The organism is Thioclava sp. DLFJ5-1 (assembly GCF_002020115.1).
In the GTDB taxonomy this organism is placed as follows: Bacteria; Pseudomonadota; Alphaproteobacteria; order Rhodobacterales; family Rhodobacteraceae; genus Thioclava; species Thioclava sediminum.
Genome location: NZ_MPZU01000004.1, coordinates 45,134 through 66,848, shown reverse-complemented (window position 1 = coordinate 66,848; position 21,715 = coordinate 45,134). Strand labels below are relative to the sequence as shown.

Sequence of the window (21,715 nt, the reverse complement as noted above, 5' to 3'; positions counted from 1 at the left end):
AGTCATTCAAGTCACGTGCGCGCTAGCGGTCAGACAAAGCAGCGGCGCTTCGTCAGTTTCGCTTGCCGCCCGCAAATACTCGATCCCGCTGATCCCTTCATGATGAAGGGTCTCCGCGATGCTGATCTGGCTGGCGAGGCCGAGCACTCCGCCTTTGAGCCCATCTGTAAGCAGGCGTGCTTGCGACAGAGCTTCGCGGCGAAGTGCTCCCACATCGTCATTCTCGCCAGCGCTCCGGCCAATCAGCCGGCTATAAGCGTCCGGGTTGAGTTGCTCCAGTAGCGCCATCTGTCGCTCTAGCTCTGAGCGCGCTAGCTTCTGCGCAACTTCTAGTTCGTCAGCTGCAAAGAGAGCTTGAATAGCTGCCTCTTGGCAAAGCCGGATTGCGGCGGCGAGCGTCCATATGCGGTCAAGTTGCGCCATCGGCAGGGACTCGAGTTTTTCGATGTCGGCGTCGCGCATGAAGTGAACTTCGATCCGTCTCGCAGAGCGGGCGAGGGAGAGCTGGAGTTGTTCTGCAACGCGCTTGGGATCTCGCCGATCAATCAGCGTGTCAACATTCTGAAGGTCCGCGCCTACGTCGGCAAAGGTCGCTTTCAGGTCATCCTCGCGACGCTCGGATGTAACAAGAGCAACCTCTTCGGACAGGGCGTCCAAGCGCTTCTCAATCGCGTTCAGCTTGGCAATGGTGGCCGCAAACCCGGCTATAGAGACGCCTAGGCCAAGCCCGGAAAGTGCCAGCGTGCCATATTGGAGGTTCTGCATGAGCACCATGCTGTTCTGCAGATCAGCAATGCCTCGCTTCAACTGTTCGTTCTGGACGACCGAAACTACGCTGAGAGGTGAGAAGCCGCCAGAACCGGCTGAGCCGATCGCGCTTTGCATGAGCTGCTGCAATGCGGAAGTCTGCTGAACATGGCCGAGAACTTTCCCGGTTGCCGTGTCCTTGATGATGGCCCCGACGACCGAAGCTTGTTGAGAATTGACCAAGCTTACGAGATGAGCGGGAACGTCATATAGCAATGGCATCAGGTGGTCTCCTCGAGTTTGTTGGCGCCAGCTTTCAAAACAAAAGCCTGAAGCTTCGTGATAAGGGACGGAGAGTCGGCCGGCAGGCCAACCCCGAAAACGGCGGCGTTTGCCAAGTTGATGATACGCTGCGCGAGCCGAGCGCGAGATTTGTCGAGAGCATAGTCAACGCCCTTCATGCCGGCGAGAGATAGGCCTGTGAGAGCGACGCCCCCCGCCAGGAGAAGGGGCACACTGACGGCCGACGTCGAAAAGAATACCAAGGTCGACGTGGTGACGGTTGCAAAAGACACGACCGCTGGCAGGCTTGCTACCGAGACGGTCAAAGTTCCCACACCGAGGAGGGCAGGGAGTGCGGCGTGAAGGTGGTCGCCGAGATCGGATTTCAAATCTAGCTCGCCAACCAGCGTCGATATGCTCTCTTCAGCACGAGCGAGCGCCTCCCGACACTGTTCTTCTGCCCAAGGTTCGATAAGTTCTTTGGCAAGCGTTTTCGCGCGCAGTTGGGCCCGGGTTACTCGAATTGCAGACATCTTGGCGATGTGGCTTTCGATCGAAGAGACGAGAGATGGAAACGCATCTTCGAGCTGATTGGTGATCGCTATCAGCTCGTTATCGCGCCAATCCAATAATTGGATGCGTGCTTCAAGTTCGTTCAGGTCAAAGGCGATGGGCTCAAACTCCGGTGGCGAACGAAAGTGCATCGCTCGACGATCTTGCAAACTACATCGAAGATACTTTGCCAAAGTTGCGCTGTTGCGCCAGCCATATTTACATCGGAGCGGCTATTTTTGCGGCCAGTCAGAGATCTTGTGTCTCGTCAGGGATGACGGTGCGAAATCGCTCTGTAATGTGCGTTTCGATCGGCTCGCATGCGTAAACTGCACTTAACCTGATAGTTTCAATCGGAAAGAAAACGTAAAGCTAGAGCCGAAAAACGTAAAGTTTAGCTGACGAAAATAAGGCAAAAACGCTCAATTCGCTTTACGTTTTGGGAGAGTTGGCGCTTCAATGATGCCTCGGCGTAAACCCTTAGCTGCCGAATTCGCCCAATAATACCTAGACTATTCCTGATTGGGTTTACGTTAAGTTGACAAAAACGGCCTTCGAAATCGATTTTTCCTCACCCACCATGGTGAAGTGGATCGAAATAGTCTGGTCGGCAATCGAACGGAGCGCTGCTCGCTGCGCGTGACATTCGCATATTTCGAGCTCGAACGACTTGGATGGAGCAACCGACGCGGCCGAATTTCATTGGAAAGTGCAGCTCGATCCACGGCGTTCTCTCTGGCACATGCGTGTTGATGCTCAGGAAGTGTTACGGGTGGCTACAAGTTCGGGATGTCCTGGGTGATCTTCCAAGGCGTTACTTAGACGAAGCGAGTTCTGAGCAGCAGACGGCTGACATGCGACGCAAGTAGAGGCGGTATCGTATACCCGGAGTATCTGCTGCGCCGGGCGTGCCTGTTCCGAAGCAGCTAAACGCCCCGGTCCTCCGCCTTGATATGTTGATTGGGTCGTGAGCTAGATAGCCATCTAGCTTATGAGCTAGTTAGCTACCTCACGAAGAGGCATGCTCGGCCGGAGGGCTAACCTTTTTGAAGCTGGCTGCCGGCGGCGCAGTCCTGTGTTGCCAGGTCGCGACTTCCATGCTGAACTCCTAAGCACATTGATCCTGATCGAGGAGCAAGGCCGGATGTCGATGGAAATCTACCAGTTTGTTGCCCCTGTGCTCGCACTCGCGTTTTGCGGCGTCTTGATGCTGCAGGCCAAATACGTCTCGTGGCAGTTTGATCGAGACCACGGTGACGAGAGGGCGGTTAGGAACAACTTCGTCCAATGGCTTCTTCATCCCACAAAACGCGATTTGCTCGACGAAAATGTTCGGCTCCGCAGTGACCTCGCTAAAGCCAAAGAGGAGTGTGAGAGGCTCCGAGCGATCGTCCGGACACGGAATTCTTCGGCCGATTGACGGATCGTGCATTTTTCCTATTGCGCTCGGTGTCGGTTTTTGTGTAACCGTAACCTTGCTTGATAGGAGAATCGTCATGGCCTTAACGAATGCTGAGAAGGTGCGGCTCCACCGCGAACGCCAGAAGGCGAAGAAACAGGAGGATCTGAAGAAGCCGTCATCGCCAAGCGACTTGTTTCAGAAGCCATTCTACGAGTTCTTTCCCGTGGATGAGCAGGTTGGTTCATCTTTTGCGCAATCGCTCGAGCTCTGTGGAATTTCTCCTCCACTGATTGAAGATGACTCCGGTCCGGAAGCTGTGACGCTCGATACGCTTGAAAGCCCTTCAGAGGAGGGTGGCCACAGCAATCCCTTCGGCTCATCGAAGGGGACATCTCTCGGCCGTGCTGAAGTTACGGTCGGTTGCTTGATCGAGGCGGCCAGAGATTTGGCAATCCAAATTCGGGACTACAAGAAGTCGGAGATCGAAGCGCGGATTGGTGAGATTGAGGCTTCTGACCTTAGCGATCCCGATGCCCGCAAGCGCGCGTTTGAAGAAGCGGCCCGGTTGAGAAAGCTGCTCGATGAGTTCGACAAGCAACTGAGGCTGAGTTTTCCGACTTGGAAAGCTTGAGGCTGCTAATGGTCCGAGTGATGTGGTCCCACGGTCCCACGGTCCCACGGTCCCACGGTCTAAGATGGCACTGGGGGCGAAGGAGCCTCTGACCGTAAGCTCGGCCCGCTAACTCCTAGGACAAAGCTAGCTTCCGACCTGATCGCATGCGCGGCAGGATGGGGAATAATGTCCATACACTTAATGCGCGAAACCGCCTGAAGTCCCTTGAATTTATGGGGCTTCGTTGAGGGTGCCCAATCGTTGTCTAGTAGCGAGTAGTAGCGAGTAGTAGCGAGTAGCGACAGCGTATGGCGTGCTCATCGTTCTCAATCCCTACCAAGCAAGCGACCGAAACTCTCGGTTCCAACAACCCACAACCCAGACCATAGAGAAGACACATGCCACCGAAGCGTCGCACAGCAGTTATCAGTTCTGTTCGTTCCCCAGTCCTACGCCCTTGGAAGAGGCTGAGTTCGCAAGAGCGTCGGCGGGAGATTTTCCGCTTCGCTCAGTTCAACAGAGGCTTAGCAATCACGCTGAACCTCGCGCCGGATTTCGAAGCTCTCTTGAAGCGAAAGCCGCAGCCGATGCGTGAAGTCAGCAAGAGGCTTAACGCACAGCTCAATTCAAAGGATCTCCGCCAGCTTCCGGCGACCTTTGTCCTGGAGGCTACAAGGGACACCGATCGGCTTCACCTCCATGGGATATACATCGATGGCTGCATTCCAAGAAAATCGGTCGCGGAAGCCATGCGTCGGGCAGTCGGCTATGTCGGCGGTCGTCGCGGTGCTCGCCAGTTCAAGTCAAAGCTCGTTTATGAAGGCAACGGTTGGAAAGGGTATCTCTCGAAAGATCTCGCCTTCACCGCCCGTTTGCTCGCCCTGATGAGCGAAAACCAACTTTGGTGGACCAGTAGAGCGATGACGCAACTGGTCCGGGCAGATTACGAGTCCAGGCGTCTCGGACAGCATCCTGCGAACCTTTCTACTGCTCCGGTCAACGCCGCTAGCTGATCCACCGGGCCGCTGCGTCCGACCAGAATTCCTTCATTTTTGAACCGTCCGGCATGGCCTCAAGGCTGTGAACGACCCCGTCATGCTCTGAAGCGAGCAGTAAGGAAAAATATGAAAGACCACATCTCACAAAACGATCATGCCGGCTGCTCTATCTCGGAACTGCCTTTGGGTATTGAGTGCGAAGGGCAGGGGGCCGTGTTCTCCGAAACTGCTGACCGCGCGAATTTGGATGAGCTCGCAGCGGAAGCAGATGCTCGGCCTCCCATCGAACTCCAACCTCGTCCGGTTGGAGTAGAGGAAGGTGCCAAAGAGGAGCCTCAGAAGGTCATCGATCTTCACGCAGCAAAAGCGGGAGCAGCTAAGCAGGCGGCCAAAGCACCTTTCGATGTCGCAGGTGGAGATGTGACTGCACCGGTCGCTTCGTCGAGCGCTTCAATTCCGCCGGGCTTCAACCTTGAAGAGGATGGCCTTTTCTACATGGCCGAGAGCGATGCGGAACCGATCTCCGTTTGCTCGCCGATCCGCGTCGAGGCTAGTTTTTCGAATGGAGAAGGCAGGGGGTGGGGCAAGGTCGTTGCCGTGAAAAATGCTGATGGCGACTGGCATAAGACTTCGGTTCTTAATTCCGACCTGCAATCGAAGCCTCAGATTGTGATCGCAACCCTGGTCGATAGTGGTCTCGAGCTGGGGCGCGGAAAGAAGGCCAAGGAGCAGGTCATTGAACTGCTCAAGACCTGGAAGCCTGAAGAGCGGCTTCGGACGGTGACACGGGCGGGGTGGGTGGATGAAAGCTATTCGGCATTCGTCATCGGCGACTCTGCGATAGGCAAAACCAAAATCCTCCCGGTGGGTTTGGAGGGGTCTGCTACGACTACCGCGGGCTCGGTGGAAGGCTGGAAGCGTGACGTTGCTTCACTCTGCGCCGGCAACCATTTGATGATCTTGGCGGTCTCGCTCAGCTTCGCTGGTCCGCTTCTTGCGCTGCTTGGGCTCGGCGGTGGCGGTCTGCATTTTCGGGGTCAGTCCTCTTCAGGGAAGACGACTATGCTTAAGCTGGCAGCGTCGGTCTGGGGCGGCGAAACCCTCATTGGCCAGTGGCGCGCAACCAGCAACGGTCTTGAGGCGATTGCTGCGCGCCGCAACGACATGCTGCTGGCGCTCGATGAGCTTGCTGAAATCCCGGCCCGTAGCCTCTATGACGCCATTTACATGCTCGCAAACGGTGTGGGCAAAACCCGGATGTCCAAAGATGTTGAGCTGGCTCAGCAAGCTCGTTGGCGCTTGGCGTTAATCTCGTCGGGGGAAATCAGCATCGAGGAGAAGCTCGCAGAGGCGCGCCTCACAGCCATGGCGGGTCACGAGGTGCGTTTGGTCGATATCGAAGCTGATTGCTGTGCATATGGTGCGTTTGATGTTCTCCACGGCGCAGGTGATGGCGCGGCGTTTTCTGGGGTCGTTCAGAAAGCGGTTCGCGAACAATTCGGTTGCGCCGGTCGGGAGTTTGTTCACCAGATCATTTCTTGCGGTGTTGGTCGGGACTGCGACAGGCTGTGCAGGATGGTCAATTCAAGCGCTGAGCGCATGGTATCGTCGCTTCCCTTAACGATCGATGGACAAGTGTCTCGCGTCGCTAAGAGGTTCGCAGCAATTGCTATCGCGGGTGAGCTTGCGACGCGCCTTCGACTCACGGGTTGGGCGCAAGGTGACGCGACTAGTGCGTCCACGCGCGCATTCCTCGACTGGTATGATCGGCGCTTTGTCGACGTGCTGGAAGATGGCGCTGGCTACGTGAAGGCTTTGCAAAAATATTTGACGGCGAGTCTCACAACCCTTCCGCTTGTCGATGGGGCGCATTCGGGCGTCGCTCCTGAGGGATGGCGCGACATGACAAAAGCCTATCTGACCTCGCAAACCTGGACACAGCTCTTCCCGGCCGAAGCAGGGGCGCTTGCGGCTAAGCGCATGGTCGAGCTTCATCTCTTGGTGCCCGGTGAGGAGGGGCGCCTCCAGCGTAAGGCGCCGCGCGCTATCCCCGGTCGGCCGCGCCTCTACACGGTCGACGTGAGCCGCGTGATGTCTTTTAAGGAAGTCTGAGGACGCGATCTTCGTGAAGACGTGGGAGGGCTCTTTGGCCCTCCCCACTCGAAGCGACGATTGCCCGTGGCGGGTGTTCAGCGTCCAATATGCTGACGCATCCTACTCATGATTTTCCCGGTCCAACCATCTCCGGTCACATCACCGCTGAAGCCAGTGTCTTTCGAACCTTCGACCTGCACGAGGACACGGATGCCAGCCGGTGTCGGTTTGTAGTAGATGCCAGCGATCACATTCCAATCGTGGAGGGTGATGCCATGTTCGCCGGTTACGCGTCGAGCTGATCTGTCGGCAGATCTGAGAGCAAAGCCAGTTTCACCTAGAGCCAACTTCGCAGCGTCATAGACTTGTTCTTCGCTCGCATTGCGGAAGAGCGCGGTTTCTCGATAGGAAGACCAGCCTACCTTCCCCTCAGCTGCTGAGAAATCCGCCTCTGCGCTGCTTGAGGGCAACATGCTCTGTGAGGCGCAACCAGACAATGCGACCGTTGTTGCAATCAAGATTACTTTTGAAATTCGCTTGCTCATTAACCCTCCAAACTTGGCTGCTCGATGAATTAGCGCCAAGATCGCGAATTAAACAACCCGGCGACGGCATATCAGCCGCAATTTCTGCGGATTGGCTGTGCGCATTTCTGCGTTTGATGATTTCGCCCCGGAGGTCTGAATGATCGGTGTTCTTGACCGAACACAGGCGCTGAGCCATTCTTATCTAGGATTGGCGGAGTTATTCGATGCGTGCACTTTTAAGTGCTGGTCTTCTGATATTCATGTGGGTCTGTTCGGCGAGTGCTTGGACAAGAAGCGAACTCGTCGAGCCCTTCCGCGCCAGTGATCTGACCGCCCAGGAAGTCCGGTTTCTTCAAGCGGCTCTCGCACTAGACGGTTCTTACTTGGGTATGATCGATGGCAAATGGGGAGCCGGAAGCGCGAGCGCTCTACAGGCCTACGCTCGGAAGAGCGGCATCGACTTTAGCGCAGGCGAACTGCCCAACCTCGCGCCGGTGGCTTTGGTGGTCGATGAGATTAAGACGATCTCGGATGGTGGCTGGTCACGCTACTACTTCGATTTTGCCGATTTATCCTTCCTGTCGCCACAGAAGACTATGTCTTCGCATGTCAGCGCGAACGGTCTCAATCTCGATTTCGACGACAGCGCTTCGACGTTGTCGATCTCTTTGACTTCAGGCGATATCGGCCGAGCAGTTGCTATGCACCGCTACGCGCTCGATACCTCAGTTTCTAACCTATACACGGTGCGCAAAGATCATCTGCTGATTACGTCAGCTCGCGTAGCTGGAGGCAAGACACTCTACGTGCGCTCTGATCGCATACGTGTTGGAGAGTGGTCGACGATCCTTGTGTCCGCCCAAGATCGCGATGCTGGTCGTTTGGCGTTGGTTACGGCGTCAATTCTCCCCCATCGAGGCACTGAACTGGATCTTCCGGAGTATGGCGAGCTTTACACTGGGGTTATGGCGTTCCTCGATGAGGCCAAGGATCTCAGCCCTAAGCCGCGAGTTGGCGAGGGCACTGTTGGTGAAAAGCCTCCCGCTCTCCCTGGAGAAGACGAGGGCGGAACTGGCACGGGCTTCGCAGTCGCTCCAGACGGAAAGATTCTGACCAACAATCACGTCGCAGGGGATTGTCGTAAGATCACCGTGGACGGCTCGCCCGCAAAACTGATTGGAAAGGATGAGGATTTCGATCTCGCACTGGTGCAGGTCGAGAACGTCACCGGCCTAAAGAGTGTTACCTTCGCGGCCAAGCCTGCAAGCTTGAACGCAGATGTCACGATCGCAGGATATCCGCTCGCTGGCTTGCTGAGCGGCCTGAATGTCACGCGCGGCTCAGTAACAAGCATCAAAGGGCTGGGAGGTGACGGCAGCCGTATGCAGATCTCCGCGCCGGTTCAGCCAGGGAACTCGGGTGGTCCGGTCGTCGATGCACATGGCCATGTCGTCGGGGTCGTTGTATCGAAGCTAGACGCGAAACTGGTGCAGGACGCGATTGGGGACATCCCGCAGAATGTGAACTTCGCCATCCGGGGTGAGATTGCGAAGCTGTTTCTTTACCAGAACGGTGTGACGCCTCAGACGAGCGACGCAGGCGAACAGATAGCTCCAGAGCAGATGGGCAAGATTCTGACGTCCGTTACCCATTTCATCACCTGCGAATAGGGGGGGGCGCTTGGAAGGGGCTGCAGCGGCTGATCGTCCGAATTGTTCTTGCACCCAAGGATGCCTACTCCCATCCTGCGCGTGAATTTCGAGGGGTCTATGAGCAACAACGACATCAAGAGCTTAAGCAGTTTCGTCTGGTCTATCGCAGAACTTCTTCGCGGCGACTTCAAGCAATCCGAATACGGCAAGGTGGTCCTGCCTTTCGTGGTCCTGCGCCGTCTCGACTGCATTCTAGAGGCGAGCAAGCCCGACGTGCTCGCCATGGCCGAGAGCCTGCCCGCGGACATGGACGATGACGCGCGCGACACGCTTCTCTCCGGCGTCGTCGGCCAGAACATCCGGCTCTACAACAAGTCCCGTTTCACCTTCGCCTCACTTAAGGGGCAGGATGCGAAAGACATCCACCGAAACCTGATCGACTATATCACTAACTTTTCGGGCAATGTCCGGGACATTTTCCTCGACAAGTTCCTGTTCACCGATCAGCTCAAGCGCCTCAACGACGCCGGGCTGCTCTACCAGGTCTTCGACCGCTTCACGCAGATCGACCTGCATCCGGACGCCATCTCCAACATCGAGATGGGCTACCTCTTCGAAGACCTGATCCGTCGCTTCTCGGAGATCTCGAACGAGACAGCCGGGGAGCACTACACTCCACGCGAAGTTATCCGCCTCATCGTCTCGCTACTCCTGGTCGACGACAAGGAAGCTCTGACCGGCAGTGGCGTCATCCGGCAGGTCTATGATCCAGCGGCAGGCACGGGCGGGATGCTCTCGATTGCCGAGATGGAGATGAAGGATCTCAACGACCGCATCCGGGTCGAGCTGTTCGGCCAGGAGCTGAACCCGGAATCTTTCGCGATCTGTAAATCCGACATGCTGGTGACCGGGCACAATCCCGAGAACATCGCTTTCGGCAACACGCTGACCCAGGACGCGCACCAAGGCAAACGCTTCCACTACATGCTCTCCAATCCGCCCTATGGGGTCGACTGGAAGAAATACGCTGACCCGATCAAGGAAGAGGCCGCCGATCTCGGCATGGAGGGTCGTTTCGGCGCGGGCCTGCCCCGGATCTCGGACGGGCAGCTCCTGTTCCTGCAGCACATGATTTCGAAGATGCGCAATGACGAGCAGGGCTCGCGCATCGGGATCGTCATGAACGGCTCGCCCCTCTTCACTGGCGGGGCAGGCTCAGGCGAGAGCGAGATCCGCCGCTGGATGTTAGAAAACGACTGGGTCGAGGCGATCATCGCGCTGCCGACCGACCTCTTTTACAACACTGGGATCCAGACCTATGTCTGGCTGCTCACCAACCGCAAGGACAAGGACCGGCGCGGCAAGGTGCAGCTGATCGATGCGAGCGGCGAGCGGTTCTGGAAATCGATGCGCAAGTCGCTCGGCTCGAAGCGTCGCGAGATCCCGCAGGAGGCCACCGAAGAGATCGCACGGATCTACCACGACATGCTCAACGGAAATTCGGACTGGGCTGACGTGTCGAAGATCTTCGACGCCACCGATTTCGGCTATCGCGAGATCCGGGTCGAACGGCCGCTCAAGCTCGCCTTCTCGGTCACACCCGAGGGGCTGGAGGCCCTGCGCGAGGCCAAGCCCTTCGCCAAGCTCGACGAGGATGAGCAGGCGCGCGTTCTGGAGGTGCTGGAGGGGCTTCTGGGAGGGGAGCGCTGGGTATCCCGCGACAAGCTCGAGAGGGCGCTCAGTGGCGCTCTGCGGGCCGCTGGCGTGAAGCTGGGGGCGCCGGTGAAGAAGGCGGTTCTCTCTGCGCTGTCCGAACGCGATGAAGATGCCGAGATTTGCACTGACAAGAACGGCAACCCCGAAGCCGACACGGATCTGCGCGATCACGAGCTGGTGCCGCTGAACGAGGACTGGCGCGCCTATGTGCAGCGCGAGGTTCTGCCCTTCGTCCCCGATGCCTGGGTGGACGAAAGCTACACCGACGCCCAGGATGGCGGCGTCGGGCGTGTCGGATATGAGATCAACTTCAACCGCTACTTCTACAAATACGTCCCGCCTCGTCCGCTCGAGGAGATCGACGCCGAGTTGAAGACACTGGAAGCAGAGATCGCAGGTCTGCTGCAGGAGGTGGTTGAGTGAGTTTCGACACCGTTCCAATCGGCATGGTGTTTCGCGTAGCAAATGGCGCGACGCCCAAGTCCGGCGACGAAGAACTGTGGGATGGGGATATACCTTGGGTCACCCCTGCTGATCTAGGAAAGAACGACTCCGCAGAGATCGCTTCTGGCGCGCGGTCTATCACTCGCAAGGGTCTGGACAGTTGCGGAACGCAGATCGTCCCTGCTGGTAGCATCGTGCTTTCGATCCGCGCACCAATAGGTCACACGGCAATTGCCGCTGAACCGATGTGTTTCAACCAAGGGTGTCGCGCCCTGGTTCCGACAAAAAAGGTGCTGACCAAGTTTGGTTATTGGGCGATCATTTCTGCGAAACCGGCGCTGCAGTCAGCGGGACAAGGGACGACGTTCCAAGAACTTGGTCGCGATAAACTGCGGGCAGTGAAAATCCCACTCCCCGACCTCGCGACCCAACGCCAGATCGCCGACTTTCTGGACCGTGAGACCGCAAGAATAGACCTTCTGATCGAGAAAAAGCAGCGGTTGGTGGCGTTATGGAACGAGCGCATCGATGCCGAAGTCTCGGGTATTGTGTTCCAGATCGACCGACCGGAGAGCGACCTTGTCGAGACAGGCGTGGACTGGTTAGGCCGCATGCCGTATTCGTGGGAACTCAGCCGTATCGGATGGGAACTTCAGCGGATCACTTACGGGTTTACGAACCCGATGCCCACCGAAGATGAAGGCCCGTTCTTGCTCACCGCAAATGATGTTAACTATGGTCGGATCTTGTGGGAAACGGCGCGTCATACATCTCAGCACGCATTCGACCACGATCTTACAGACAAGAGCCGCCCGAAGAAGGGCGATGTGCTTCTTACGAAGGACGGCACCTTGGGTCGTGTCGCCATTCACGACGGTCGTCTCGCCTGTATCAATCAATCCGTCGCCTTGCTTCGACCGCGAAAGAACCGCGTCACAAGCGAGTTCCTAGCAAACATCCTGCTTTCTCGACGCTATCAGGATCGAATGGTGTTCGAGGCAGGCGGAACGACGATCAAGCATATCTACGTCACACGCCTCCAACAGATGCCATTTCCGGTTCCGTCGATGGGCGAACAACGAGAGATCAATGCGAAGATCGAAGCAACTCGACAACGAGTTCTTGTGTTGGGTGAGAAGATCAACACCTCAATCGACCGCCTCAAAGAATACCGCTCCGCCCTGATAGCCGCCGCTGTCACGGGTCAGATCAATGTAATGACCTTCGCCAAGTCCGGCACGCCCGACCGCCAGCTCAATGCCATTCAAGAGGAGATGGGAGCGTGATTGGAGGCGCAAATGTCCAAAAAAGGTAGTTATCTAGGTGGCTCTACCATCGTTCGATGGGGCTCGAGCTGGTTCTCGCGCCCCGAGACGGGCGTCGACCCGGAGACCGGTGAAACACGCGCAGAACGCATTCGGCGACTATCTGCGGAAGCGGTGCGGCGTAGGGAGCAAAAAGAACAGAAGTCAAAGAAGTCCGCTCCTCTTAACATTTCGAAGAAACGTGCTCTTAGCAACGAGAAACGACGCTTGAAAAGGGTGGCCAAAAATCATGCCAAGCTTTCGGAACAAAAAGAAAATGCTCCACGCGAAGAGCGCGAGAGCGATGTTCAGCAGAGACAGCGCATGTCCAAAGTTATTGTCGAAGTGAAGCCGAAACCAAAGATAATATCTCCAAAGGGATAGTGCCCGCCGAGCGTGCGAAGAGATTTTTCAGAAATGACTAACACCCACACCACCGCCGACATACACCAGGAGAAGGTCTTCGAGGCGCATATCGTCTCCTGCCTGACCTCCGAACAGGGGTATATCGAACGCAAATGCGCATCCCATTATGACGTCGCCCATGCGCTCGACGCCGAGTTGCTGTTTCGCTTCCTCAAGACGACGCAGCCTGAGGCCTGGCAGGTGCTGGAGGATCACTACAGCGCGCAGGCCGAAGCGGAGGTTCTCAAACGTCTCGACAAGGCGCTGAAGGAACATCCGACCCATGTCGTGCTGCGCGAGGGCATCAAGCTGGTGCCTAACATTCGCTTTGCGCTGTGCTTCTTCAAACCCGCCTCGAACCTGAACCCGGATCTGACGCGGCTCTACGAGGCGAATATCCTCTCGGTGATGCGCCAGGTGACCTATTCGGCGAAGAACAAGAACGCCCTTGATCTGGTGATCTTCGTCAACGGCATTCCGGTCACGACGCTTGAAGTGAAGAACCTGTTGACCGGCCAGAACGTCAAACATGCCGAGAAGCAATATCGCAAGGATCGGTCGCCCGCAGGCGAACCGCTCCTGACCTTCAAGCGCGGTGCTATCGTTCATTTCGCGTTGGATAAGGACAATGTGTCGATGACCACGCGGCTGATGAACGGCAAGACGCGGTTCCTCCCCTTCAACCGCGGGCGCAATGGCGGTGCCGGTAACCCCGACGTGCCGGGTGAGAACCGTGTCGCCTATCTCTACAAGGACTTGCCCGATGGTCGGGCGGTCTTCTCGCGCGAAGTGCTTCTCGATCTGATCGGGCGTTTCATTCACCTCGAGCGCGGCGATGGCAAAGAGGTGCTGATCTTCCCCCGCTTCCAGCAGCTCGATGCCGTGCGCAAGGTGCTCGGAGACGCCAAGGCCCAAGGCCCAGGGCAGAACTACCTGATCCAGCACAGTGCAGGGTCGGGCAAGTCGAACACGATCGCCTGGACCGCGCATCAGATCATCAACCTGCATGACGCGAACGATCAGCCCCTCTTCGACACCGCGATCATCGTGACGGATCGTCTGGTGCTGGATCGTCAGCTGCAGAATACCATTGGTGGGTTCGCCCAGACCGAAGGCGTGGTGAAGAAGATCGACGGCACGTCCCGCGATCTAAAAGACGCGATCATCAAGGGTGCGCGGATCATCATCACGACAATCCAGAAGTTCGGCACTGAGCATCTGGCGACGATTTCGGGACAGGCCGGAAAGAACTTCGCGGTGATCATCGACGAGGCGCATTCCTCGCAGTCCGGGAAGGCGGCTCAGGCGATGACTGACGCGTTGACACGCGATGATACCACCCCCGAGGATATCGAGGACCTCGTGCTGGCGTTCCAGAAAGCGCGCGGCCCGCAGAAGAACATCTCGTTCCTTGCCTTCACCGCGACCCCGCGCAACGTGACCCTGGAGCGCTTCGGCCGCATCGGATCTGACGGCAAACCGCACCCCTTCCATCTCTACTCCATGCGCCAGGCAATCGAGGAGGGGTTCATTCTGGACGTGCTCCAGAACTACATGACCTACAAGGCCTACTATCAACTCGAGAAGACGATCGAAGACGATCCGGCCTTCAAGGGCCGCAAGGCGCAAGCGCGCGTCGCGCGCTATGCCTCGTTACACCCGACAGCGATTGACCAGAAGGTCGAGGTCATCGTCGAGCATTTCCGCCGCCACGTCGCGCGGGAGCTTGAGGGCAAGGCGAAGGCGATGATCGTCACGCAGAGCCGTGAGCACGCGCTGCGCTATTGGCAGCGTCTGAACGACTATATAGCAAGCAAGGGCTATACCGATCTCAAGGCGCTCGTCGCGTTCTCCGGCGATCTGACGGTCGATGGGAATGAGTGGACAGAAGCGACGGCGAACGGCTTCGCCGAAACCGAGTTGCCGAAGAAGTTCGACACGGATGCCTATCAGGTCCTCGTAGTCGCCGAGAAATATCAGACTGGCTTCGACCAGCCGAAACTGGTCGCGATGTATGTCGACAAGAAGCTGGCGGGCCTTCAGGCCGTGCAGACCCTCGCGCGTTTGAACCGGACCTATCCCGGCAAGGACCGCACCTTCGTGCTCGATTTCCAGAACACGATGGAGGACATCAAGGAAGCCTTCGCTCCCTTCTTCGAAGCGACGGCCCTCGAAGAACGAACGGATCTCAATCAGGTCTACGATCTCGAACAGCGGATCTCCAATTCGACCTACATCAACAAGGAAGAGATCGAGCGTTTTGCCGATCAGTTCTTCAAGGGTGACCTGACCGAACAGGACCGTCTGTTTCTGGAGGGGACCGTGCGGCTCGCTGTCGAACGCTTCCTGCTCGACGAGGATGAGGCGCAGAAAGAGGAATTCCGGCAGCTCCTGAAGAGCTTCCAACGCTTCTACGCCTTCGTCGCTCAGGTCGTGAACCTCAACGACGCTTGGCTAGAAAAGCTCTACGCCTACAGCTCTTGGCTCTCACGCCTGCTCCCGTCGCGCGACGTGCCAGCCGATATCACGGTATCGGACGACATGCTCAACCTGGCAGCCTTCAAGCTTCAGAAAGGCGAGGAGGGAAGCGCGTCCCTGACTGCGGGCGACACCACGACCTTGCAGCCAATCTCGGAGTTTGGCGCCAATTCCTACACGGAAGAAGAAGAACGCTCTCTCTCCGAGATCATCGACGCGTTCAACGATCGACACGGGACCAAGTTCTCACGCGAAGACTTCCTGCGCTTCGAACGCGTGACCCGCGACGTCATGGATGACGACATGACCGAGATGATGCGCAACAATCCGGCGGACGTGGTCTACAACGCGTTTTCTCAGGCGTTCTTCCAGCAGATGGTGAAGATGTTCCAGCAGGATAACGAGATGAGGAATATCGTCATGACCGACAAGGACGCGCGCGAGCAAGCAACACGTCACTTCTTCAAACGTGCGCAGAGGCAAGCGCGAAATGGTTGACCTCGTCCAAGCACTTCCTCCAATGCTCCGATCTGGGGAGAAATCTGCTGCACAATTTGCTGCACATTTTGCTGCACGCAATGCTGCGAGGCTTTCCTAAGCGGTTGTTTTTATTGCCGTATACGTGACCCAATTTCCTGGTTGACCGGACACCTCCTCCGCCATCGCATCGCTATTCCCTGAGGTGTGGTGCGAAATCATCCTTTATTTTCGGTCATCTGCCTTGAGGCCCACTGCATATTGTTGCAACCTCTCCGATAAGGATGTGGGGTGAAATGAGGGTTGGGATATGGCTGAGGCAAAGGCTGTCGAGAATCGGTCGCGTCGTGTGAAATCCGGCCCTCATGTAGAAAAGCGTCTCACTGCAGCTTTTGTGCGCTCTGCGCCTCCGGGGCGTCATGCAGACGGCGGTGGGTTGTTCTTGCAGGTTGATCGCTCCGGCGCCCGTAGATGGCTTCTCCGGACCACTGTTCGCGGCAAGCGGCGTGATCTTGGGCTCGGATCAGCGAAGCTCGTTCCTCTTTCCGAAGCGCGCGAGAAAGCCCTCGACCTTCGCAGGATCGCTAGGGCAGGGGGCAACCCGTCTCTGCGCACCCGTGAAAAAGTTGGTGAGGGGCTGTCTTTCGAAGAGCTCGCGCGCACGGTTCATGAAAAGAAGTTCGCGGACCGAGAAAACAACGGAAAGCATATCGGGCAGTGGCTCCGAACCCTCGAAATATATGCTTTCCCGATCATCGGTAAGCTCTCGGTGGCAGAGATCAGTCAGGACGATATCGAAGCCGTTCTGGACCCGATTTGGACCGCAAAGCCGGTGACTGCGAAGCGAACGCTCCAGCGGATCATTGCAGTTTTCGATCATGCTTGCGGCAGGGGTTACAGATCGCGAGGAAATCCGGGAACGGGCTTGGCTCGCCTCATGCGCGATCAGCGGCACAAGCCGGGCCACTTCGAGGCGCTCGACTATAAGCGGATCCCGAGGCTGATGGCCGAGCTTCGACCGATGAAAACCGTCGGTGCGCGTGCGCTCGCTTTTACGATATTGACCGCGGCGCGATCGGGTTCAGTAAGGACCGCGACTTGGAGCCAGTTCTCAAGTGATTTCAGGATATGGACGATCCCCGCTGAACACATGAAGATGAAAGAAGAGTTCGAGGTGCCACTTTCGATGTCTGCACGCGATCTCATTCGCAGCTTGCGTGACGAGCGTAGGAGAGGTGACGATTTGGTCTTTTACTCTCCCCGAAATGCCCGCCGCCCCATCTCAGAAAATACGATGCGGAAGGTGCTCCAAGAGCATTTCCCCGGCGCGACAGTGCATGGGATGCGCGCTGCATTCCGCACTTGGGCCGCTGATGAGGTCGATGCCCGGGATGATGTTGCGGAGGCCGCGCTGGCCCACGCCGCTGGCTCGAAGACCGTCAGGGCCTACAAGCGGACCCAGCTACTGTATCAGCGAGAGATGCTGATGGAGAAATGGGCCATGTGGGCAGACGGGGAGATCGAGTGGTTCTCCAACGATAACGACATCGAGGAGGAGATCCGTCGCCGCTGGGAGGAGCCGATCGGCTGAGGTGCTATTCCTCTGCCTTAGCCGCCGCAGCGAGCTTCTTTGCTCCACTTCTGCCGAATGAAACCGAGGTCCCTTGAGGGCCGAATGATGCCGACGCTGAGAGCCCCATCAAGGCTGCAAGGGCCTGTGCCCCCTCTTCAAGGGACTCTTTCTTTTGTGCGGCAAAGAGCCCCTCGGTGACCCCAGCGATCCATTCGGGTGGAATCTCTTCTCCGTGTTCCTTGCGGATCTCCAGCGCGGCATCCATAACCCACGACGCCCGTGCCATATCATTGCGGAACTTCCGCAACTCCTCCATCGATTGGAGATCTCGCGTATAGAAGTATCTCATCCACGCCGCGGCGCCGAGGAAGCCTGCGAGGGATGCGACTGAGAGTAGGACGGAGCGGACGGCAGGGAATAGCATCCCCAAGGTGGAGCCACTTGCTCCAAGTGACGATCCCTCCACAATGCTGCCATAGGCAAAGATGCCGGCAACGATACCCGCGGCGAGCAAAGCAAAGAAGACCATGAGCCGCATTGCTCGAAGGCTGCCATCTGCAACTGGTTCGTTAAGAGATTCTTGGAGGTCCCTCTGTAGCTCCAGGAACTGTTTTCGCCGTGCATCCTTATGGCTGCTGATCTCCAGCTTGTTCCATTCCTCCTCAAGTTCGTTTCGCTCTGCTTGGATTTCGGCGCGCGCAGCTTCGATCTCGGCCTGCATATCCGTGCGCATTGCATCGCGTTCCGCTGAAATCTCCTCACCAAGCCGGACGCGTTCTTGTTGAAACTCATTGATCTGCTCAGTTCGTTCTTGGCTTACCGCCTGAATAGCAGCAGAAAGTTCATCGCAAATCCGTTGATAAGTGGTGCTGAAAGCGTCGGAAAGATTGCTCAGGGTTGGGATAAGGCCGCCGTCCTCGGGGGCAACGGGTTGCAGTAGAGGAGAGAGTGCCAAATGCATCGCGCGGCAGACGGCTTGTTCCCCAGCACCGTTCATCACCGCTCTCTGGGGGCCCGGATCGAGTGAAAGAGTGTCGAGCAGCGAGTTATTTTCGCGGTTGTTAGCGCGTTGGAAGGTAAATGAGACGCTCTCAGATTGGTTCTGTTGGCGTTTCGCTTGCCCCGTGAAAGTAAGGCCCGCCCTCAATAAAATAAACTGGCCTGCGGGCGCGTTTGCAACTTCGTCAGGTTCGATCTGCCAAGGAAGGCCTGATGCTAGAGTGAGGCTGATGCGGTGGTCGGTTCCTGCCAGAGTGCCATCTTCTTGGGCCTCTTCCAGAGCCTTGTTGCCTGCTGCTTCCGCTGCGGCGAGGTGCGCGTAGATCGTGCGATCGTCAGAGCGTCTCAATGAAAGTATCAATGCCATATCATACCCCGTCGAAATATCGCACGGCAAAATGCGCTAACAAATTGTCCGATAGCCGTTCTTCAGTTGATGTTCGATCCGCTCAATAATGTGCAACCTTGGCGTGGCGCGGTAGTGAAAGCAAGAGTGACGGAACTCACTTGTCCTCAATGCTGAAGCCGCGTTGTGGATTTCTTGGCCGGCGAGCCAAAGTAAATAGTCCCTGAGTTTTCGTCGGTAAGCTCCGCGCACGGCACGGCGCTTGCACACGCAAGAGCCGTGCGCGGAGCGTATCTCGGAGCATCACCAACTCGCGAAACACGCGCCGCACCCTACGCCGAGGACGAAAGCGATCGCGAGGTTGAAGAAATGGTGGCTCAGCCGACGAGGGGGCTCTCGTTTGTGCAAGGGGCGCGCCTGAGCCTGAGGCTCGGTGGCCCGTAGTGCAGCAGTCAAGGGCTGTGCCTTGCTCAGCTGTGCGATCTGTGAGGAAAGGCGGCTCTGCCCTTCGAGTAGCTTTGCGACCGCTGCGAGGGTCCGTTCTGCACTCCTTGCTGCTCCCGTTGCCGCGTTCTCGGTGGTTGCCATCGCGGCTTCCCAGTCCATCGGTTCTTGATGCATCTTCGATCGCTTTCTTCGTCTTGTTGATTTCCCTGATCACTCTGTTTGCGTCTGCGCGGCTTTGGCCTGCATCAACGCGCGCCCAATGGGGCTTCACTGTCTTCGACTTGGTCCGGCGAGCCGCCGCGCCCTCGTGAAGGGTTGGGATGAGTTCGATCCCTCGCTCTTCAAATGACCGAGCATCAATCATTGACGCGGGGCCAAAGTCCCACTCAGTCATCATGGTATTGTGTAGCTTGGCCCAGCCGTGGGCGGCTCGTTCGATTGCTCCTTTGCGCGCCATGCCGATCACACTACGGGGCCGTCCTCTCCCTCCGGTTTTCTCGTGCTTGTCGAACAGGACGAGATGCGCGTGAGGGTTTGACCTATCGTTGCCTGACATGTCGTGGATCGCCGCAATGTAGGCAGCTTGACCCATCGTCAAATCCTCGGCGAGTGCGCGAACGAGGGCGACGCGCTGCTCGTGGTTTGCCTCGATGGGCAGAGCGACGATGAGGCGCTCGCAGACGCGTCCTTTGCGCCGTTCTGCGCTGAGTTCAGCCTGCCGTGCCGTTTCGCTGTCAGTCGGCTCTGATAGCCTCTCACGAAGAACGGTGCTGGCTGCTCTGCGGCGGGTGATATAGCGAAGATGCGCAGCCGTTTGACCATAGCGCGCCTGTCGGCTCTCGCTCGTTCGCTTGGCCGAGAAGGTCTTGACGCTATGCCTGAAGGAAAACAGTGCCATCGCTCGCCTTTTTTGGTGGGGGGACAAAATGACTATTTTGTCCGTTGTGCGCCTTCAAAAATCGGAGCTAGGAACGATGACCATGATCACAAAAACTGATTTGCCCAATGACGGTTGGTTGGCGATGACGGTGATGCACTGTCGGCGTCAGCGGCTCGCGGACTACGACCTCAAGCGGCTTTCGGCAGAAGACAGGCAGACGCTTGCAGCGCGCAGTCTCGACTTCTTCGAAGATGAGTTGGAGGCAATGCTGGATCTTGCGCGAGTGAGGCGGCAAGGGGGAGGGCCGCCCTCAGGGGGAGAGGGCGGCCCCAGCGTGGCGAGGGTTAGGCGGTGTGGTCGGCGCTCGCGGTAATCGCCGAAGGTGCCAGGCGGAAGCCCTCCGGCCCCTTCTCGATCTTGCCATCCTCAAGCAGGGCGGCGAGTGCGCGGCGAACGGCTTTCAAAAGGCTGTCGCGGTTGTTGCGGGCACTGCGGAATGCCGAGCCAGACCGATCAGCGATCGCCGGGGCCGCAAGCCAGACGCCGGGAGTCTTCAGTTCGGTGTCTGTCAGCACCCGAAGCAAATCGGCGGCCCGCTCGGCGTTGCCGTCATGCGAAGGTGCTGCATTGATGTTGGCGGCGCTGATTGCGGGAGCCGTGCCCGCATCGCCCTGCGGAACCGCTTTCGGGACAAAGACGGCATCGCCATCCTCGTCGGTCCCGGTGTGGTGCGCTTCGATCCGAAATGCGACGGGATCGATTTGCTTCGAGTTCTTGCTCTTCCGAGGGCGCAGCAAGACGAGCTTCGCGTCATTGTCCGCCTTTGTGAGCACATACAGCCCATCGACATTCCCTTCGAGCGCAGTCGAGCCCCGAGGGCGCCCTCCATCGCCGTTGCCCACATGATGGACAAAAACGACTGCGCCGTTCGTGGCTGCGGCAATCTCAGCGGCGTGTTGCAGGACGAGCCCCATGACTGCTGCCGAGTTCTCGTCATTTCCGCCGATGACCCTGTTCATCGTGTCAAAGACGATCAGGATGCGCGTCATGCCGTGCTTCGTCATCAGGTTCTGAGCTTCCGCGATGATCTCATCAACGATGCGCCGTTCAGTGAGGTCAGGAGCGAAAGGCATGACATAGAAAGGGGCAGAGCCGTAGGCGGGCTCTGCGAGGTAGGGATGGGCACGGCAGAGGACCCCGTAAGAGTCTTCGGCTGCAAAGTAGAGCACGCAGGACTCTTTCGCGTAGAATCCGCCAAAATCGCGCCCGAGCGAGGCATGAGCTGCGATTGCCGCGACGATCGCCGTCTTACCCAAGCCGGGCGCGCCGATGATCATCGAAACCTCTTTGGAGTTGAACAGGTTCTTCACGACATAGTCGCGCTTCATGTCCGGCGCGAAGCTCGGTGCATGAATCGCTTCAATGTTGCGGAGGCAGGGGAGGAAGCTCGAGTTTTGTTTGGTCATTGTAGTGTTTCCTTACATTCGACCGACGACACCTCGCCGCCGGTAATCAAGGAACTGGACCCCCTCCGTCCGGAACAAAACAAAAACATCCAACTTTTTTCGGGCGGACGGACGGACCACCCAAACGCCCCCTAAGGGGGCGGTGGTCCGTCCGTCCGTCCGAAAAATGGAGTTGAGGTCTGCGGCTCAAAGCCGATCTTCGTGATGCGATGAAAAAGGGGATATATTGGGGGTTGAATATGAGTTGATTTGAAAAAATGTTATGTAAAACATTATTTTAGTAAAAAAGTTCGGCGGTCACCTCCTCCGCCAA

The 21,715-nt window shown here is 57.5% G+C and carries 16 protein-coding genes; 11 read left to right on the top strand and 5 right to left on the bottom strand.

The window, feature by feature from the left end; all coding sequences use genetic code 11:
• Window positions 1-6: 6 nt before the first annotated feature.
• Window positions 7-1,029 carry a hypothetical protein gene (locus tag BMI86_RS13135; protein ID WP_078541814.1) on the bottom strand — a complete coding sequence of 341 codons (1,023 nt, stop codon included), beginning with the start codon at window positions 1,027-1,029 and terminating at the stop codon, window positions 7-9.
• Window positions 1,029-1,733 carry a hypothetical protein gene (locus BMI86_RS13130; protein WP_078541813.1) on the bottom strand — a complete coding sequence of 235 codons (705 nt, stop codon included), beginning with the start codon at window positions 1,731-1,733 and terminating at the stop codon, window positions 1,029-1,031. Before BMI86_RS13130 ends, BMI86_RS13135 begins: the two co-directional genes overlap by 1 nt.
• Window positions 1,734-2,698: 965 nt before the next feature.
• On the opposite strand from BMI86_RS13130, the gene BMI86_RS13125 reads away from it, so the two are divergent.
• From BMI86_RS13125 to BMI86_RS13110, 4 genes are all read left to right on the top strand, one after another.
• On the top strand, window positions 2,699-3,001 hold the full coding sequence (locus BMI86_RS13125) for a hypothetical protein (RefSeq protein ID WP_168173855.1): 303 nt from the start codon (window positions 2,699-2,701) through the stop codon (window positions 2,999-3,001).
• A gap of 76 nt (window positions 3,002-3,077) precedes the next feature.
• Window positions 3,078-3,614 carry a hypothetical protein gene (locus tag BMI86_RS13120; RefSeq protein ID WP_078541811.1) on the top strand — a complete coding sequence of 179 codons (537 nt, stop codon included), beginning with the start codon at window positions 3,078-3,080 and terminating at the stop codon, window positions 3,612-3,614.
• Window positions 3,615-4,183: 569 nt separating this feature from the next.
• Window positions 4,184-4,609, top strand: a complete 426-nt coding sequence (locus tag BMI86_RS13115; protein WP_168173854.1) for a hypothetical protein — start codon at window positions 4,184-4,186, stop codon at window positions 4,607-4,609.
• A 111-nt stretch (window positions 4,610-4,720) separates the two neighbouring features.
• Window positions 4,721-6,706 (top strand): DUF927 domain-containing protein, encoded by a 1,986-nt coding sequence (locus BMI86_RS13110; RefSeq protein WP_078541809.1) that lies wholly within the window; start codon window positions 4,721-4,723, stop codon window positions 6,704-6,706.
• 77 nt (window positions 6,707-6,783) lie between these two features.
• Here the strand turns inward: BMI86_RS13110 and BMI86_RS21000 are convergent, their stop codons facing one another.
• On the bottom strand, window positions 6,784-7,233 hold the full coding sequence (locus BMI86_RS21000) for a hypothetical protein (RefSeq protein WP_143594798.1): 450 nt from the start codon (window positions 7,231-7,233) through the stop codon (window positions 6,784-6,786).
• A 206-nt stretch (window positions 7,234-7,439) separates the two neighbouring features.
• Between BMI86_RS21000 and BMI86_RS13105 the strand changes: the two genes are divergently transcribed.
• The 6 genes from BMI86_RS13105 to BMI86_RS13085 all read left to right on the top strand — a co-directional run bounded on the left by BMI86_RS13105 (window position 7,440) and on the right by BMI86_RS13085 (window position 17,282).
• Window positions 7,440-8,885 carry a serine protease gene (locus BMI86_RS13105; protein WP_078541808.1) on the top strand — a complete coding sequence of 482 codons (1,446 nt, stop codon included), beginning with the start codon at window positions 7,440-7,442 and terminating at the stop codon, window positions 8,883-8,885.
• A gap of 99 nt (window positions 8,886-8,984) precedes the next feature.
• Window positions 8,985-11,006 carry a class I SAM-dependent DNA methyltransferase gene (locus BMI86_RS13100; RefSeq protein ID WP_078541807.1) on the top strand — a complete coding sequence of 674 codons (2,022 nt, stop codon included), beginning with the start codon at window positions 8,985-8,987 and terminating at the stop codon, window positions 11,004-11,006.
• On the top strand, window positions 11,003-12,313 hold the full coding sequence (locus BMI86_RS13095) for a restriction endonuclease subunit S (protein WP_078541806.1): 1,311 nt from the start codon (window positions 11,003-11,005) through the stop codon (window positions 12,311-12,313). Before BMI86_RS13100 ends, BMI86_RS13095 begins: the two co-directional genes overlap by 4 nt.
• A gap of 12 nt (window positions 12,314-12,325) precedes the next feature.
• Window positions 12,326-12,715 carry a hypothetical protein gene (locus BMI86_RS20995; RefSeq protein ID WP_143594797.1) on the top strand — a complete coding sequence of 130 codons (390 nt, stop codon included), beginning with the start codon at window positions 12,326-12,328 and terminating at the stop codon, window positions 12,713-12,715.
• A 33-nt stretch (window positions 12,716-12,748) separates the two neighbouring features.
• Window positions 12,749-15,712, top strand: coding sequence for a DEAD/DEAH box helicase family protein (locus tag BMI86_RS13090; protein ID WP_078541805.1), 2,964 nt, complete (start codon window positions 12,749-12,751; stop codon window positions 15,710-15,712).
• A 289-nt stretch (window positions 15,713-16,001) separates the two neighbouring features.
• Window positions 16,002-17,282, top strand: coding sequence for an integrase arm-type DNA-binding domain-containing protein (locus tag BMI86_RS13085; RefSeq protein WP_078541804.1), 1,281 nt, complete (start codon window positions 16,002-16,004; stop codon window positions 17,280-17,282).
• A 4-nt stretch (window positions 17,283-17,286) separates the two neighbouring features.
• Here the strand turns inward: BMI86_RS13085 and BMI86_RS13080 are convergent, their stop codons facing one another.
• On the bottom strand, window positions 17,287-18,630 hold the full coding sequence (locus tag BMI86_RS13080; RefSeq protein WP_078541803.1) for an OmpH family outer membrane protein: 1,344 nt from the start codon (window positions 18,628-18,630) through the stop codon (window positions 17,287-17,289).
• Between the two features lie 1,009 nt (window positions 18,631-19,639).
• On the opposite strand from BMI86_RS13080, the gene BMI86_RS21480 reads away from it, so the two are divergent.
• On the top strand, window positions 19,640-19,804 hold the full coding sequence (locus BMI86_RS21480) for a hypothetical protein (protein WP_246831711.1): 165 nt from the start codon (window positions 19,640-19,642) through the stop codon (window positions 19,802-19,804).
• Between the two features lie 476 nt (window positions 19,805-20,280).
• On the opposite strand, the gene BMI86_RS13070 is transcribed toward BMI86_RS21480, so the two are convergent.
• Window positions 20,281-21,402, bottom strand: a complete 1,122-nt coding sequence (locus BMI86_RS13070) for an AAA family ATPase (protein WP_078541801.1) — start codon at window positions 21,400-21,402, stop codon at window positions 20,281-20,283.
• Window positions 21,403-21,715: the final 313 nt, after the last annotated feature.